Annotated in this window: 19 protein-coding genes; 17 read left to right on the plus strand and 2 right to left on the minus strand. The window is 46.3% G+C overall.

The genetic code is table 11. The annotated features are described in order from the left end of the window. The first annotated feature begins 46 nt into the window (after positions 1–46). From H6797_02420 to H6797_02465, 10 genes are all read left to right on the plus strand, one after another. A complete protein-coding gene (locus H6797_02420; protein USN97024.1) occupies positions 47–805 on the plus strand; it encodes an ABC transporter ATP-binding protein in 759 nt (252 codons plus the stop codon). Then, positions 798–1916: an ABC transporter permease gene (locus tag H6797_02425; protein USN97025.1), complete on the plus strand. Its 1119-nt coding sequence runs from the start codon at positions 798–800 to the stop codon at positions 1914–1916. Before H6797_02420 ends, H6797_02425 begins: the two co-directional genes overlap by 8 nt. 65 nt (positions 1917–1981) lie before the next feature. Beyond that, a complete protein-coding gene (gatC, locus tag H6797_02430; GenBank protein ID USN97026.1) occupies positions 1982–2275 on the plus strand; it encodes an Asp-tRNA(Asn)/Glu-tRNA(Gln) amidotransferase subunit GatC in 294 nt (97 codons plus the stop codon). After that, complete coding sequence (gene gatA, locus H6797_02435; GenBank protein ID USN97027.1) at positions 2276–3646, plus strand: Asp-tRNA(Asn)/Glu-tRNA(Gln) amidotransferase subunit GatA; 1371 nt, start codon at positions 2276–2278, stop codon at positions 3644–3646. Next, entirely contained in the window at positions 3646–4062 is a 417-nt protein-coding gene (locus H6797_02440) for a hypothetical protein (GenBank protein ID USN97028.1), read from the plus strand. Before gatA ends, H6797_02440 begins: the two co-directional genes overlap by 1 nt. 11 nt (positions 4063–4073) lie before the next feature. Further along, the gene (gene gatB / locus H6797_02445) at positions 4074–5486 is read left to right on the plus strand and encodes an Asp-tRNA(Asn)/Glu-tRNA(Gln) amidotransferase subunit GatB (protein ID USN97101.1); all 1413 of its coding nucleotides are present in this window, start codon (positions 4074–4076) and stop codon (positions 5484–5486) included. 1 nt (position 5487) lies between these two features. Then, positions 5488–6384, plus strand: coding sequence for an NTP transferase domain-containing protein (locus H6797_02450; GenBank protein USN97029.1), 897 nt, complete (start codon positions 5488–5490; stop codon positions 6382–6384). Positions 6385–6402: 18 nt separating this feature from the next. Beyond that, positions 6403–6654 carry a hypothetical protein gene (locus H6797_02455; GenBank protein USN97030.1) on the plus strand — a complete coding sequence of 84 codons (252 nt, stop codon included), beginning with the start codon at positions 6403–6405 and terminating at the stop codon, positions 6652–6654. Next, on the plus strand, positions 6651–6854 hold the full coding sequence (locus H6797_02460) for a YtxH domain-containing protein (GenBank protein ID USN97031.1): 204 nt from the start codon (positions 6651–6653) through the stop codon (positions 6852–6854). The genes H6797_02455 and H6797_02460 overlap by 4 nt, the downstream gene beginning before the upstream one ends. A gap of 2 nt (positions 6855–6856) precedes the next feature. Beyond that, on the plus strand, positions 6857–7138 hold the full coding sequence (locus H6797_02465; protein ID USN97032.1) for a hypothetical protein: 282 nt from the start codon (positions 6857–6859) through the stop codon (positions 7136–7138). A 4-nt stretch (positions 7139–7142) separates the two neighbouring features. Here H6797_02465 and H6797_02470 read toward each other — a convergent pair whose 3' ends face one another. Beyond that, entirely contained in the window at positions 7143–7739 is a 597-nt protein-coding gene (locus tag H6797_02470) for a hypothetical protein (protein USN97033.1), read from the minus strand. 114 nt (positions 7740–7853) lie between these two features. On the opposite strand from H6797_02470, the gene H6797_02475 reads away from it, so the two are divergent. The 3 genes from H6797_02475 to H6797_02485 are packed head-to-tail and all read left to right on the plus strand — an operon-like array spanning position 7854 to position 12855. Continuing rightward, a complete protein-coding gene (locus tag H6797_02475) occupies positions 7854–11552 on the plus strand; it encodes a DNA polymerase III subunit alpha (GenBank protein ID USN97034.1) in 3699 nt (1232 codons plus the stop codon). Between the two features lie 44 nt (positions 11553–11596). After that, on the plus strand, positions 11597–11893 hold the full coding sequence (locus H6797_02480) for a hypothetical protein (GenBank protein USN97035.1): 297 nt from the start codon (positions 11597–11599) through the stop codon (positions 11891–11893). Positions 11894–11904: 11 nt separating this feature from the next. Then, on the plus strand, positions 11905–12855 hold the full coding sequence (locus H6797_02485; GenBank protein USN97036.1) for a hypothetical protein: 951 nt from the start codon (positions 11905–11907) through the stop codon (positions 12853–12855). Here the strand turns inward: H6797_02485 and H6797_02490 are convergent. Beyond that, entirely contained in the window at positions 12830–13330 is a 501-nt protein-coding gene (locus H6797_02490) for a TrmH family RNA methyltransferase (GenBank protein ID USN97037.1), read from the minus strand. The genes H6797_02485 and H6797_02490 overlap by 26 nt on opposite strands. Positions 13331–13385: 55 nt before the next feature. Between H6797_02490 and tadA the strand changes: the two genes are divergently transcribed. The 4 genes from tadA (at position 13386) to rplS (ending at position 16385) form a co-directional block, all read left to right on the plus strand. After that, on the plus strand, positions 13386–15053 hold the full coding sequence (gene tadA, locus H6797_02495) for a Flp pilus assembly complex ATPase component TadA (GenBank protein USN97038.1): 1668 nt from the start codon (positions 13386–13388) through the stop codon (positions 15051–15053). An 83-nt stretch (positions 15054–15136) separates the two neighbouring features. After that, positions 15137–15316 (plus strand): hypothetical protein, encoded by a 180-nt coding sequence (locus H6797_02500; GenBank protein USN97039.1) that lies wholly within the window; start codon positions 15137–15139, stop codon positions 15314–15316. A gap of 140 nt (positions 15317–15456) precedes the next feature. Continuing rightward, positions 15457–15780, plus strand: coding sequence for a hypothetical protein (locus H6797_02505; GenBank protein ID USN97040.1), 324 nt, complete (start codon positions 15457–15459; stop codon positions 15778–15780). Between the two features lie 158 nt (positions 15781–15938). Further along, the gene (gene rplS, locus H6797_02510) at positions 15939–16385 is read left to right on the plus strand and encodes a 50S ribosomal protein L19 (protein ID USN97041.1); all 447 of its coding nucleotides are present in this window, start codon (positions 15939–15941) and stop codon (positions 16383–16385) included. Positions 16386–16605 lie beyond the last annotated feature (220 nt).

Raw genomic sequence — 16605 nt, forward strand, 5'->3', positions numbered from 1 at the left:
AGTCACAGTATAGCAGAGCGCTTAATTCTGGAGTAGAATAGTCTTCATGAGTTTAATGATTGAAGTAAAAGATTTACAAAAGCGATATGGCGACAAGCAAGCCGTTGACGGCATTACTTTTGATGTAAAAAAAGGTGAGGTCTTCGGTATCTTAGGTCCGAATGGCGCAGGCAAAACGACGACACTTGAAATGATGGAGACGTTGCTGCCAATTGATGGTGGTTCAGTAAAAATCGACGGTATCGATGTGGCGAAAGATCCTCAACAAATTAAGTACATCATAGGAGTTCAGCCGCAATCACCTGGATTTCAAGATAAAACCAAACTCAAAGAAGTTATCGAGATGTTTGCAGCTGCTTACGGCGAAAAGGTTGACCCGATTGCGTTTCTAAAAGACGTCGATCTGGAAGATAAAGCAGATAGTTATGTAGAGGAGCTTTCCGGTGGACAGAAGCAGCGTCTTAGCATCACGACGGCGCTGGTGCATGGACCAAAGGTGTTCTTTTTGGATGAACCAACGACAGGGCTTGATCCGCAAGCTCGGCGTCATCTTTGGGACTTGATAGAAAAGGTTCGCGACAAGGGTATTAGCGTCGTCTTAACAACGCACTATATGGATGAAGCGGAAGTATTGTGTGACCGAATCGCTGTCATGGATAATGGCAAAATAGTTGCAATTGATACGCCAATAAATCTAATCAAAGATTTGTTGAAACGTGGTTTTAAGAAAAAGCAAGAAGTTGAGCAGGCTAACCTAGAAGACGTATTTATTGACCTGACTGGAAAGGGGTTGCGCGATGAGTAATTTGAGTAAATCACTATTTACAGTCAAAACGTTTGTTCGAATTAACACTAAGCGATATTTCCGCGATCGACTGGCTATTTTTTTCACGGTTATATTTCCTCTGATTTTTCTTTTTGTGTTTGGTAGTCTCAATTCTGGTGGTAGCGACGTATCATTTCGCATTGCACTCATTAACCAATCAGACAGTACTTTTGCGCGTAACTTCGTCAAGCAGGCTAAGGAAAGTAAAATATTTAAGATTGATAAAAACACGACTACGCTGAGTGGCGCAAAGGAACTGATGACAAAGTCGCAGTTGGACGCAGCTATAGTTTTGCCGAGTGATTTCGGAACGGTCAAGACGGGTCAAAAGATACCAAGTGGACAGGCGCAAGTAATCTACACGCAAAATAATACGCAGTCTGGGGTCGCACTGAGCTCAGTTCTAGAAAGCCAATTCAAGGTTATAAATTCTAAACTCGTGTCCGTACAGGCGCCGTTTACTGTAAAGACTGAACAGCTAAGCCAAAAAAGTCTGTCTGCGTTCGACTATACATTCGCAGGCCTTCTAGGGTTTTCGATTATAGGTATGGGTATTTTTGGACCGATGAATGTTTTTCCGGAACTTAAAAAGATGGGTATCTTAAGACGGCTCAGTACGACTCCTCTTCGGGTGTGGCAATATTTTATGTCGACAATGATTGGTCAGCTTATAGTCGGTTCATTTGCGCTCTCTGCTATGTTTATTGTTGCCATCTTGGTGTTTCATCTTAAGATCGTCGGTAATCCACTCGAACTTGTCATATTTTTGATGCTTGGTGTCATTACGATACTCGGTATTGGCCTGGCTTTGGGCGGCTGGGCTAAAAATGAACGCCAGGCGGCCCCACTTTCAAACATCATCGTGTTTCCGATGATGTTTCTGTCGGGTACGTTTTTCCCACGGTTTTTGATGCCGGAATGGTTACAAACATTTTCAGGATTTCTACCGCTAACTCCGATTATTGATGGTATTCGCTTGATCGCTACTGAAGGCAAGCATCTATGGGAAATCACCCCGCAACTTGGGCTGATGGGGATTTGGATGATAGTCATCTACTTTATCGCCTTTCGTGTGTTCCGCTGGGAATAGAAGAGTAAACCAAGGGGCATATAAAGTGCAGCTATGACCGTAGTCAATATGCTATAATGAGCGTTATGACCACCACTATCACTCGCGATGATGTACTTCATTTGGCGCAACTGTCTAGTCTGCAGTTGTCTGATGATGAAATTGGCGCGCTACAAGCGGATTTGGGTAACATACTTGAATATATTAATCAGCTGAGTGAACTTAATACAGAAGGTGTCGAACCGACATATCAGGTAACTGATCTCGAAAATATCGGACGCGACGATGTCGTCACAAAATCATCTGTCGGTCGCGACGAATTATTAGCGCTAGCTCCAGAGCAACTAAACAACCAAATAAAAGTTCCAAAGGTACTGTAAATGTCAAAAATTTCTGACTACATTGGGTCTTCTGCTGTCGAAAATGTTAAAAAGGCCTTGGCGGCCGCCAAGGATCACGAAGAATTTCATACGCTATTGTCACTTACTGAAGAGCGAGCACTTGAGCGTGCCGCCAAAGTAGACAGCGGTGATATCGCCGGCCGACTGGCTGGGGTACCGTTCGTGGCAAAAGATAACTTTCTGGCATTCGGCTCACCAACGACTGCGGCGAGTAATATACTTGCGAATTTTACCGCGCCGCTTCAAGCGACAGCTATAGAACGCTTAGAGGCAGAAGGCGCGATTTGCATAGGCAAGGCGAATCTTGATGCATTTGCACATGGCGGAAGTACCGAAAACTCTGCCTTTGGTCCTACTCTTAACTCGGTAGATAAATCCCGTGTCTCAGGTGGCTCATCGGGCGGTTCGGCAGTCGCCGTGGCACTTAGCATCGTGCCATTCACACTAGGTAGCGATACGGGCGGTTCTATTCGACAACCAGCCAGTTTTAATGGCGTTATCGGCGTAAAACCGACGTACGGAACGGTTAGTCGCTTTGGCGTAGTTGCAATGGCAAGCAGTACCGATACGATCGGTTGTTTCACGACGAACGCAGCGGACGCTGAATTAGTGATGGACATTATGGCTGGTCGCGACAGTAGCGACATGACGACATTGCCGGACTTTTTCGCCCCGTCAGAAGTGAAGGCAGGCCAGAAGATCGGTATCATTAAAGAGTTTATGACAGATGACGTTGATGCGGATGTAAAAGCACGCGTATTGGAATACGCAGAGAAATTAAGAGCCGCTGGTCATACTGTCGAGGAAGTCAGCTTGCCGATCGTAAAGTACACGCTTGCCATGTACTACATCATCGTACCGGCTGAAATCAGCAGCAACCTGGCTCGCTACGATGGCGTACGGTACGGAGTGCGTGCCGACAATACTGATTTATCTGAACTTTACGGTAAGTCTCGTGATCAAGGATTTGTGGCAGAAAACAAGCGACGTATTATGATAGGCAGCTACGTGTTATCGAGTGGTTTCTTTGACGCTTATTACATGCAAGCGCAAAAGGCGCGAACGTTACTCATTAATGAATTTAACGAACTATTTACTCAGTATGATGCGCTTATTGGGCCAGTAAGTCCGACACCCGCCTTCAAGCTGGGCGAAAACACTGCGGACCCGGTCAAAATGTACCTGGCGGACGTCATGACCGTGCCAGCAAGCTTGGCTGGTTTGCCCGCAATTAGCGTGCCTGCCGGCACCACAAGCGAGAACCTACCCGTGGGTGTGCAGCTTATTGGTCAACGAAAGGCCGATGCTCAGCTGCTCGCTCTAGCAAAAAGCATGGAGGAAAACAAATAATGGACGCAAGTATTATCATATTATTCGCAATCGTCATTGTGCTTGGTGTAGTGATGTTTGCTTTGATTACGTTTAGCAAACGTGGCGGCAAGCTCGACGTCGATAAATACCGTGTAAATTGGCTTGCCATCGAGCAGTCACTTGTAAAAGGCGAAGAAGCAACGTATCACCTGGCAATTTTAAATGCCGATAAACTAGTTGATCAGGCGCTGCGTGATCGTGGCTATGGCGGGCAAACGATGGGAGATCGCATCAAGTCGACGCGTGGCCAGCTGTCGCATCGCAACGATTTATGGACCGCACACAAACTGCGCAACCGCATAGCTCATGAAACAGGTGTTCGTGTCAGCTATGATCAGACTCGGCGCGCGTTGAGCGGCTTTAAGCACACGCTAAAGGATTTGGGGGCTATCTAGTGAACTACAAGATGACTATAGGTATAGAATGCCATGTTCAGCTGGCGACGCTGACCAAGCTTTTCAGTCCAGCTGACAACGACGCCCGAGATAAGAATCCGAACAGCGTCGTTCATCCGATCGATTACGGTCTACCCGGCATGCTGCCCGTGTTAAATAACCGTACTGTCGAGCTTGCGGTACTCGCTGGAATGGCTATGAATGCCAAAATTGCAAACGTTAGTCGTTTTGATCGCAAACACTACTTTTATCCTGATTTGCCAAATGGCTATCAGATAACGCAGATGTACCATCCGACAATCCTTGAAGGTTTTGTAGAGGCGCCAATGGAGGACGGCAGTTCGGTTCATGTGCGTATTCATCACGCCCACATTGAGATGGACGCCGGCAAACTTTCGCATTATGGCGACTATAGCCTCGTCGACCTTAACCGTGCCGGCACGCCGTTGATTGAAGTTGTTTCTGAGCCGGACATGCACTCGCCACAAGAGGCCAAGGCCTTCGCGTCTGAACTTCATAAGCTTATGACATATGCAGGCGTGACATTTGGTGATTTATACCATGGCAATATGCGTTTCGACGTGAATATTTCAGTCGCCCCCGAAGGCGCAACCGAGCTTGGTAAACGTGCCGAAGTAAAAAATCTTAACTCATTCCGCAGCGTGGAGCGCGCAGCCGAGTACGAGTTTAAGCGTCAGGTTTCACTTCTTGAAAAGGGTGAGAGAGTCGTACAGGAAACTCGTGGCTGGGATGACGCAACTGGTAAAACGACGAGTCAACGAAGCAAAGAAGACGCCCAAGATTACCGCTACATGCCCGACCCAGACATACCGCCGATCGTTCTGTCTGATGAGCGAATCGCAGAAATACAAAAAGACATGCCGAAGTTGCCGCCGTTTTTCCGTGAGAAGTGGTCAAAACTAGGCGTCGACAAGTCGGTCGTTGAGTCGCTTTTGGCGCACCATAGTTATGCGGAGTTGATTACGTCTATTCAAGATAATGCCGGTGATGATGCGGCAAGGCGCGTGGCGCATTGGTTTGCGAGTGGCGTATCGACTGATGACGAGACGGCTGAAATTGCCAGCGTGTTCGTACCTGAGAATTTTGTAGAACTATCTAGGATGGTAGACGCCAATGAACTTTCTAGTACTGCAGCAAAAGAAGTCTTTAACGAATTACTCGTCAGCGACAAAACGCCACGCGAAATCGCCGAGGAAAAAAACTTACTTCAAGTGAGCGACGAAGGAGCCATAGCGGCCATAGTAGACGAAGTCTTAAACGATCCTGCAAGTATGAAAGCTGTAGAAGACATAAGGGCGGGTAATGACAAGGCTATCGGATTCCTAGTGGGGCAGATCATGAAAAAGTCGCAAGGCAAGGCAAATCCGGCTCTGGCACAAAAGCTAATAAGGGAGAGGCTATAGCATGAAAAAACCAACCAAAGCAATCATAGCCGCGGCGGGCTTCGGTACGAGGTTTTTGCCACAAACTAAGGCTATGCCTAAGGAGATGCTTCCACTCATTGATAAGCCGATTATTCAGTATGTAGTAGAGGAACTTGTAGAGGCTGGGATCAAAGATATTATCATTGTCGGAAGCAGTAACAAGCGCGCTATAGAAGACCATTTTGACGTACCGAGCGAGGACTTGCTTGCTAATTTGCGTGCCGGCGGCCCAAAGAAACAGCCGTTTATAGATATTTTGAACGGTGTATCTAATCTGGCGAACTTTATTTACATTCGACAAAAAGGTCCTTATGGCAATGCCACGCCACTTGCTTGCGCAAGCCATTTAATTTCAGAGGATGAGCCATTTATTTATACCTTTGCTGACGATTTTATCGTTGCATCTCCAAGCCGATTCAAACAAATGATTGATATATATACAGAACACAACAAGCCGGTACTAACCTGTAAAACTGTCGTTGATGATGAAGAGTACGATCGCTACGGTATTGTCGCGGGAGATGAGCTGAGTGAAGGGCTAATAAAAATGTCGCATATCGTTGAGAAACCTGGCAAAATGAACACACCGTCGAATCTTGCATCAGTCAGTAGTTATTTGCTGACAGGAAAGATTTTTGATTACATTGAGAATGCTCAAAATACGTATGATGGAAAAGACGAATTTCTTTTACAACCAATTATGCAGCAGATGATAGATGAGGGCTATGAGTACCTGGCATGCGCAATCAAAGACGGTACTTATTATGATACCGGTAACAAGCTTGAATACATTAAAACAGTGATTGACTTCGGTTTACGACATGAAGATATGAGCGACGCATTGCGCGATTATCTAGTAGGCAGACTTAAGCAATAACCATGCTATACTAAAGTTATGGACTGGGCATACGTTCTCGTTATCATCCTAGCAATCTTCCTAGCAGCTTTTTTGATACTGGGTATCATTTTAGTCGTCCTTTTAATCCGTGTAACGATGCAGATTAAATCTGTTACTGAATCGGCCAAGCGCACCTCTGATGCCGTCGAAGGATTCGTTACTGGTGCTCGCCGTATGCGCGATGTAAAACTACTGCTGAATACTGTCATGGAGCAGGCAACGAAATTCAAAAAACGAAAGGATAAATGATGGGTAAGAAAATAGCACTAGGAGCAATCGTTGGAGCAGTTGCTGGTGTTGTGGCGGGTGTTTTAGTCGCACCAAAAAGCGGCAAGCAAACCCGGAGTGACATCAAAAAGACTGCTAAGGATTTGAAAAAAAAGACTTCAAAAGCACCTGCTAAGAAAAAAACTTCTGCGAAATCCACGAAATCAAAGTCTAAGAAATAATCATGTCTGACAAATCCCCCTTACACAAAGCTACTCGTGATCAACGCATGGGCGCTCGACGCGCGCTTCTTGAGGAATTGTTTAACGATTTTTATGATGACCGAAGGCACATCTACCGCATGAATTTCTTTCGAGGTATATTCTTCGGTCTGGGAAGTGTGTTAGGCGGTACGGTTGTTGTTGCTCTTGTGGTCTGGCTGCTGAGTTTATTTGTACAAATACCTGGTATCGGTGATGCTGCGCAACAGGCGCAGAGTACGCTTGAATCACACCAGAGTAAATAACGCTCTATTCAGTTATTCGTTTTGCGACTTCTTGTTCAAGCAGCTCCGCAAGTTTTTTCATCCCGCCCTCTGTTGGATTGGTGGATCCGTTTTTCAGTGCTTGCATGTAATTTTTTAATCTTTCCACAATCGTTGGCACGTATTCTTCTGACAGCTCATCGATAGAATCGCTCGGAGGTGTTGTGATGTATAGTTCTTCGCGCTGGAATGATCGTCGGTAGTTTATGTCTATTTCGTCATTTTGAAAGTAGATTGCGTTGAAGGCGCGTTGACCGACAATTCGTTGCCAGTTACTGAACTTCTCAGGGTCACCTTCGAGCAAGTTGTATTTAAGATAGGTTTCTTCGTAAATATCAAACAGCGGATCTTCAGATTGATCATATCGATACTGGACGACCGGACAAAGTTCATCGGGGGAGACGCCGTATTCATTTTCAATGTCAATCTCCTCGAGAAAATCCTCAACTTCATAGGTGGCGCTGACAGCAAGTCGTTTCATAGCGTCGATGACACGTTCTAGGCGCGCGCGTGTTTCAGGTGTCGGCTCGCCGAAGTCTGACGGGTCGAGGTTTTCAAAATCTGATCCCTCGAAATTAGTCATATTGTGCCTATAGTACCATAAGAAGCATGATTGAGAAAAGGCGAAGTCATCATATATTTTTCTATCACTTTTAGCCCAAAAGAAATAGGGATAAGTGCTATAATACAAACAGTTATGGGGGAGAAAAAAACAAACACCAACGATGCTTCTTTGGAAGTCTCTGATTACGTGCATTTGCATAATCACACGCATCACTCTTTGTTGGACGGCTTGACTAAGGTTCCAAATCTAGTGAATAGAGTCAAAGAGCTAGGTATGCAATCTGTTGCCATTACGGACCACGGAACTATGAGTGGAACGATTGAGTTTTACAAGGCGGCAACGGCTGCTGGCATAAAGCCAATTATAGGCATGGAAGCATATGTAGCGGCCAGGTCGCATCAAGACAGAGATCCGCAAAAAGACAAGGCAAGGTATCACTTGATTTTGCTTGCCATGAACGATACGGGCTACAGAAACTTAATGCAGTTGAGTACTATAGCGAACTTGGACGGCTTCTACTATAAGCCACGTATCGACCATGAATTACTAGAAAAATACGGAGAAGGTTTAATAGTACTGAGTGGTTGCGCCAGCAGCGAGTTGGGTGAGCAACTAAGAATAGACAACTATGAAGAAGCAAAAAAGATTGCTAAATGGTACAAGTCGGTATTCGGCGATAGATATTACTTAGAACTGCAAGATCACGGACACTTGGAGAATCCTTCGAAATGGGAAGTGCAAGTCGGCATTAATACACATTTGGAAAAGTTAGCCAAAGAGTTAGATATACCGTGTGTCGTGACAAGCGATGGTCATTACTTAAGTCACGATTATCAAGAGGCGCACGAAATATTACTTTGCGTTGGTACGGGCGCATATCTTTCGGATGCCAATCGTATGAGTCTCAAGGATTTTGAGTTACACGTTACTGAACCTGATGAAATCATAAAACGCTGGAAAGAAACTAATCCTGAGGCAGTTCGCAACACGAAGAGGATAGCCGACAGATGTGACGTGACGATTGAATTAGGTAAAATTTTAATACCAAAGTTTCCGGTACCCAAGGGTGAAGATGAAAAGTCGTATCTGCATAAACTTGTGTGGCGTGGATTGGCTTGGCGCTACGGCGGCGTCACCCTTGAGAAGTCTGAAAAACTTTCCGTAGACGAAGCAAGAAAGTTGCTTAGCGAAAAAGTAGTGAAGCAGGCTGATTACGAGCTTGGAATCATGGATCAGATGGGCTACAACGGGTATTTTTTGATTGTGCAAGACTTTATGATTTGGGGCAAGAACCGCGGTATTATTTTTGGGCCTGGGCGCGGTAGTGCTGCTGGCTCAATTGTTGCATATTCGTTACGTATCACTGAAATCGACCCAATTCGGTATGATTTGATGTTTGAACGATTCCTCAACCCAAGTCGTATCAGTATGCCCGACATCGACATCGACATCCAAGACACGCGTCGTGACGAAGTGATTCAGTATTGTGCGGAAAAATACGGCGATAGTCGCGTAGCAAACATCGTAACATTCGGCACCATGGCGGCTCGCGCTGCTGTACGCGACGTAGCTCGTGTACTTGAAGTGCCATATGCTGACGCTGACCGTCTGAGTAAGATGATTCCCGCCCCGGTGCAGGGCCGTCACATACCACTGAGTCAGTCAATTAAAGATGATCCTGATTTAAAGGCTGAGTACGAATCTAACCCAGTATCTAAGCGAGTGATTGATTTTGCTACTCGCCTAGAGGGTACGATTCGTAGTCATGGTGTGCATGCCGCAGGTGTGGTGATTGCACCAGACGACATCGTGAAATACGCGCCCCTTGAAATGGCGCAAAAGGGCGTAGTGACTACCCAGTATCCAATGGGACCAATCGAAGAGTTAGGGCTACTCAAGATGGACTTTCTTGGTCTTTCAAACTTGTCGATTATCAACAACACGCTGCGTATTATCCGCAAGGTGTATGAGACAGAGATTGACTTAGCGTCGATTCCAATCGACGACCAAAAGACGTTTGAATTGTTGCAGCGGGCCGACACAACCGGCGTGTTCCAGTTGGAATCTGCCGGGATGAAACGCTACTTGCGTGAACTTAAGCCAACGCTGTTTGAAGATATCATCGCCATGGGCGCGCTATATCGTCCAGGACCAATGGCCGAAATACCGAGGTTCATTGAAGGTAAGAACAATCCATCATCTATTACGTATTTACACGAATCGCTTGAGCCGATTCTTGGCGACACATACGGCGTGATGGTGTATCAGGAGCAGGTAATTAAGCTACTGCAGATGGTTGCTGGCTATACGCCGGGCGAAGCCGACCTGGTGCGCAAAGCGATTGGTAAAAAGAAGCGCGACATCATGGAGGCTGAAGAGCCAAAGTTTATCGAGGGGTGCGTAAAGCAAGGACTGACGAAAGAAAGTGCCGAGCAACTGTGGGCACAGATACAACCGTTTGCCGACTATTCGTTTAACAAGGCGCACGCAACTTGCTACGCGCAAATTAGTTACTGGACAGCGTACTTGAAGGCTCACTACCCAGACGCATTTATGGCCGCGCTTATGACGAGCGACGAAGACGACATAGATCGCTTGGCGATTGAAATTGCCGAGTCTCAGCGTATGGGCATCAAAGTGCTGCCTCCGGACGTGAATGAGTCGTTTGTGGAGTTTGCCGTGGTAAAGGGCAAGAGCCAGATTCGTTTTGGTATGGCGGCAGTCAAGGGAGTGGGCGTGGGTGCGGTTGAAGAAATTTTGCGTGCTCGAAGTGATGGTAAGTTTGCGAGTGTCGTGGATTTTGCCAAACGGGTCAATGTGCAGAAATTTAACAAAAAGGCTTGGGAATCACTCATAAAAACAGGAGGATTTGATCAGCTCGCAGATCGTTCTGATTTACTATTTAATCTTGAATCGATTCAGGGGTTTGCAAGCAAACTGCAAAAGGAGGCCTCTAGTGGACAGACAGACCTCTTTGGGCTACTTGGTGAATCGTCGGAAAGTGTTATGCCATCAATCAGTCTTCAGCCTTCGCCTACGAAGCATACCGAAAAAGAGCGACTGATGTGGGAGCGTGAATTGATGGGGCTGTATATTAGTGCGCATCCGTTGGATGAGTATGCGCAGTATTTCGCAGAGCAGACGGTGCCGCTTAGTACACTAACAAAGGCAAATGATGAACATAAAGCGATTGTCGGTGGTCTGATTAGTACGATGCGTACAATCATAACAAAAAGTGGGACGAAAATGGCATTTATTGGACTCGAGGACAAGACGGGCGAGACAGAGGTGATTGTATTTCCGAAATTATTCCAACAGATTGGCGAACAGTTGAAACAGGATGTCGCGGTCCGTATTGAGGGCACAATAAGTGCACGCGATCGCGAGGGCAATTTGATGGACGACATTAAGGTTATTGCGGATAATATCATGATTGTAACCGACCAGGAGCTTCGTGATTATCAATCGACAGGCGGTGGACCATTGAAGGCACGAGCAGGGTCTGTGACGACAACAAAGCGATCATTCTCGCGCAAGCAAACAAGTCTACCATCGACAGAGTCGTATGCTACGCCCAGTGTGCGAACTGCGACTGTTGCTGCAGCGACCCCTAAGCAAGTATATGTAAATGTAAAAAATCCAGACGACCATACAGTCTTGGAACAACTAAAAAAAACGTGCAGTAGACATCCAGGTGTCGACACGATCATTTTAGTATTGGGCGACGAAAACAAGTCTGCTATTAAGTTGCCTTTTGCAGTTGATGTCGGAGATACTCTGACAGGTGAACTAGGGAAGTTGCTTGGTGAGGATGCTGTCGTCGTAAAATAGCGGCTATTTTAGTGATACTATTGTGGTGAAAAGAAGGAGAAGTTATGAGTGAAAGAATTCAGAGACAGAACGAGAGAGAAATAAACAAAGATTTTTATGAGGTGCGAATTCAATATGGTGATTATGAGGGCGTTGCGCAGCTAGTCGATAATAATGAGCAGGGCGGGTACAGGTGGCAAATTTCGATACTTGCACGTGATACGCGCCAATTGATCTGCTATTGGGACGGTGCTGAGATAGATGGCGATGGCTCGATAGCGGTGTCGCTTGATGATATCAAGCGTGCTCAGGATGATATAGCGGAGGCAATCCAATCATTGGCATGGGAGCCATATAAATAGGAGGCAGCAGTATGGAACGACCAAATGGAAGAATCGAACAGGCACAGGATGAATACGATTACGAAATGACTCAATTGCAGTCTGATACGATTGCTCTTGCGGATGAATTACTAAAGCGTAAGCCAGAGAACTCGCCGTTGACTTTTGTCGATATCTGCCTAGAGGGTGATAGTAGTGAACTGCTGGAAGAGTTGCGCCAGAGTCCATTGAGTGATCTACTGAGTGCGCTTAACGAGCAGCTTGCCATTGAGTCTGACGGCAGCTACTATCCAGTGCTTGACGTGCGCAAAGAAAACGGAACACTTACTGGAATAGGTCTGCGCGTTTTGGGCTGGGATGAGGATAAGATTCGTTGGGTTAATCCAAATAGGACATCTCGTGAATACAAGAGATATCCTGGCCAAAAGGATAAAATGCGAGAAATCGAGATAGGAATAAGTTATCGTATCGGCGAAGAGACGGTCGTAGAAACACTGAGCCTTCATTGTGCGACGCATACTCGAGGGTACGCAAGTATATCTTCGAGACTTTATATGCCGGCATACGCAGAGACGGGTTATGAAGGGCATGGAGGAAAAAGTCGAGGTCGAACTAGCGAAGAAGATGTGTATTGGTTCCTTGATTTTGTCGCCCGTCATGTCGGTGACCAACCGAAAAGTATTGGAGAATTGCAAGCAGAGCAAATTCAAACAATACGATCAAACGCCGAGAGGTACGGTGTGCTCGAAAGTGTCGACAAGCTCATAAGTGACACCTGGAATGCGCAAGCGCTTTACCTGATGAATCTCCCTTGCCGGTTACTCGATGGCAATATATCAATCGCTAAGGGTCTAGAGTCGGCAGACGTAGCTGTACGAGCTGGCGAAGCAGCTCGGCTACTGGCAAAGCAGTACAAAAAGAAACGTATGGACCCGTCGGCGGGTGGTGAATGGATTGTTAGCCGACGCTACGGGGATAACTAAGCCCATAGAGCGCGATACCCGTTGCAACGCTGACATTAAACGATTCTTTTTTGCCGTTCATTGGTATTTCAATCAAATCATCGCACATTGAGCGTAGTTCTGGCGTGAGTCCTTCGACCTCCTCGCCTAGTAGGAGGGCGACTTTGTTGGGTACTACGTAGTCTGATAGCACGATCGATCGTTCGTCTTGCTCGAGGCCGACGATTTTATAGCCAGCATCTTTGAGTGCTGCGAGGTCGGGTGTATCCTGATATTCAAATGGCACCATTTCTTCTGCACCGAGAGCGGTTTTGTGAATCTGACTAGTTAGTTTTGTCGTAATATGGGGCAATCTTGAATCGTTAGGGATATTGGGATACGGCGAATAGCCACTAATGATTATTTTTGCAACACCAAAGCCTTCGCATGTACGAAAAATTGCACCAATATTGTGAGTTGAGCGTATATTGTGGGCGATAACGATGATATCAGACATACTACTAGTCTAACACTGTTAAACACATAAGCTTTTTGGTATTATCATAAGTACTATGCCGTATGTCGTAGAAGAAGATTCCCATGCACTAGCTGAAGAGAGTAAGATTCAGCAAGCTCGACGTGACCACGAAGAGAAGTCAACTGCACAGCGTGCAGCGATTCTAGGGTTGCCATACCTTGATTCACGCGAATTTGAGCAGCAACTAAACCTTGTTCGTGAAGGTATGATGACAATTCAGGAGATGCACGAGTGGCGAATGGTACCACTTCAGATGGGGTCTGAATATGAGCCGTTTCGATTTGGCGCGACGAGCAATACGCCAGAGTCGGTCATACAAAAAATTAAGCAAAAGTACGCCGACCAGGGTCGCGAAGCACAAATATTTCTGATTACGAATAGCGGCTACACGGTCCTGATGAACCGTTACGATCCTCCTAAAAAGGTCATTTACGACGACATTACCATAGCTAAGACTGGCGACAGTTCTACGATTGCGCAGGTGAGCAAGACGCTCAATACCGTTGGGTCCGACCAAATATTAGACTATCTAATAGATCAGGCCGATCGCTTGGGCGCCAGCGATATTCACGTTGAGAACCAGCGCAACTATATACGTATTCGCATGCGTGTGGACGGCGCCTTGCATCCGGTCGCAGAAATCAACAAAGACAAATATCGTATACTGATGGGCGCCATCGGCTCACGAGCGAATATCTCATCTGCCGCTAATACATCGCAGTCCGGTCATATTCAAAAGGACATTAACAGAAACGGCGCGACCCACTTATTGAACATTCGTATTGAAACTGTGCCAAGTATGTATGGCCAAGACGCCGTATTGCGTCTATTTAACTTTGACGAGTCTATGCTAAACCTTGATCTACTCGGTATACCAGAACGCGAAATGGCTGAGCTTCGAGAGATTACACGACACCCACGCGGTATGATGCTGATGGTTGGACCTACGGGTAGTGGTAAATCAACTACTCTCTATAGTACTTTGAACGCTCTTAATAATTCCGAGCGCAAGATTCTGACACTTGAGGATCCGATTGAGTACGGTATCAGCGGAATCACACAAATTCCAGTCGATACGACGCATGGTCAAACGTTTGCCGACGGATTGCGATCAATCCTGCGCATGGACCCTGATGTCGTTATGCTTGGTGAGATTCGTGATGTCGATACTGCAAAAACAGCCATCCAGGCTTCGATTACTGGCCACTTGGTGCTTAGTTCGTTTCACGCAAATTCTACTTCTGCTGCATTTAGCCGTATGATTGGCATGATTGGCATCAATCCGATATTCAGTAGCGCCATACGATTGCTCATCGCACAGCGATTGGTTCGAAAATTATATGATCCGTCCAAAGAAGAGTACGTACCCGACGAGGCGACACAACGATGGATACGCAAAACACTCGAAGGCGTGGCGGCCGATAGGATGGAGGGTATCGACCTTAACAACATTAAACTTTGGAAGCCTGTAGTACACCCAGATGCGCCATTCGGATATAAGGGTCGTATAGTCGTTATGGAACAGATGGTTGTTAATCAAAACATCCAAGCCTTCTTGCGCGGCGACATTGCCGATGCAAATCCTGAGAATATTGAAAAAGAAGCAAAGCGTTCCGCTGGTCTTATTACTCTCATTCAAGCGGGTACGTTGGCGGCCTTGCGGGGGCAGACTACTTTAGAAGAAGTCAATAAATCTATATAGCTATTTACAAAATTAATATAAGTTGTATAGTATAATTATTCCCGTTTTATTAAATATACACGGGTCGCACGAAGGAGCTGTTGATGCGTATCATCAACGAACACCTTGAAACAACACCCGACAATCGCCAACGTATCCTGACAGGCATCGAGCTGTTCAGGATAGGTCAGCGGAGATTCGGCCGATTCGTTAGTACTCTACACGACAAGGACGGCCCTCACAGCTTTGTTCATTACTGGAGGAAAGTCGGGGCAATCACCTGAAGCCCGCCATAAGCCCGCCGGAGTAATCCGACAACCGTTTTGGCGGGCTTATTAAATTGACAAAACTTAAGCTATTTGGTATAATATTTCCTACGAATACCTCATCGGGAGGTGTTGAACCAATTACGAGAGAGTCAATGATGACTACTATGGTAATAGATATCGAGCATGGCGAGCTGGCAAAGAAGTTCATGGGTGCGGTGGGAAAGTATCTTATCCATCATGCAACCCGCCAGTACTGGGCATTCATCGACATCATCACCGTTCTCGACATGATCGAGTCTGGTGAGCTTCCGGGAACTTACAACTGGGGCTTCTACGAGCGACGCATGAATGAGCTGCGTGCTCCGGACTGTCAGGAGCGGTGTGTGTTCGAGCGACTAGTCGGCTTTATTAAGTCGGAGTGGTCGACCTTAAGCGCCGACCAGCAATCGCGCGCTCAGAAGTTCGAACTTCACTCCTAGCCCAGCATTTGACCGCCCGTCATCGGAACACGCAAACTGTGTGTTCCGATGACGGGCTTATCTATAGGCAAAATGTCCGTATTACCCTTTTAAAACGGTAAAAAGTATGCTAAAGTATGTAATTGATTGTATTTATAAATTTCAAAGCGAGAGATAAGATGAGTTTTGCATTAATCCAAAAAGTGAATGACGAGCAGAAAAAACCTGCTGTCGTAGACGCACGAAGCGGCGATACTGTTCGCGTGCACCAGAAAATCCGTGAAGGCAATAAAGAGCGTATTCAGGTCTTCGAAGGTGTTGTTATCCGCACTGACAACAAGAAGCAGCATACAAGCCGCATTACAGTGCGAAAGGTAACGAGTGGCGTTGGCGTTGAAAAGAGCTTCTTGCTTCATAACCCGCTTGTTGAAAAAGTCGAGATTGTTCGCCGTTCAAAGGTTCGCCGTAACTTCTTGTCATACCTACGTCACCGTAGTGGTAAGAGTGCACGTTTGACCGCAGTGAACTTTGATCGTGCAGCAGTCAACGAGGTTGCTGACTCACGCGTCGAAGAAGAGGCTGTAGTGGAAGCTGAAGCTGAAGCTCCACAAAACGAAGAGAAATAAGTATATTACAAAGAGAAAACGCTCCGAATCTCGGAGCGTTTTTAATATGATTGGTCAGATTGTACGATTTGGCGGCTTCGGTCTCGTAATCCATGACCATCCCGTACTGAAGGCCCTGTAGGGCAAGACGAACGGGCAGAGTAAAATCTCTTTGAACGAAGCGCCTTCACCGTAGTGTGCGTACGATATCACCACGCAAACTGTTAAATAGCTTGAGAAG

This window comes from Candidatus Nomurabacteria bacterium, from assembly GCA_023898645.1.
Taxonomy (GTDB): domain Bacteria; phylum Patescibacteriota; class Saccharimonadia; order Saccharimonadales; family Saccharimonadaceae; genus UBA2112.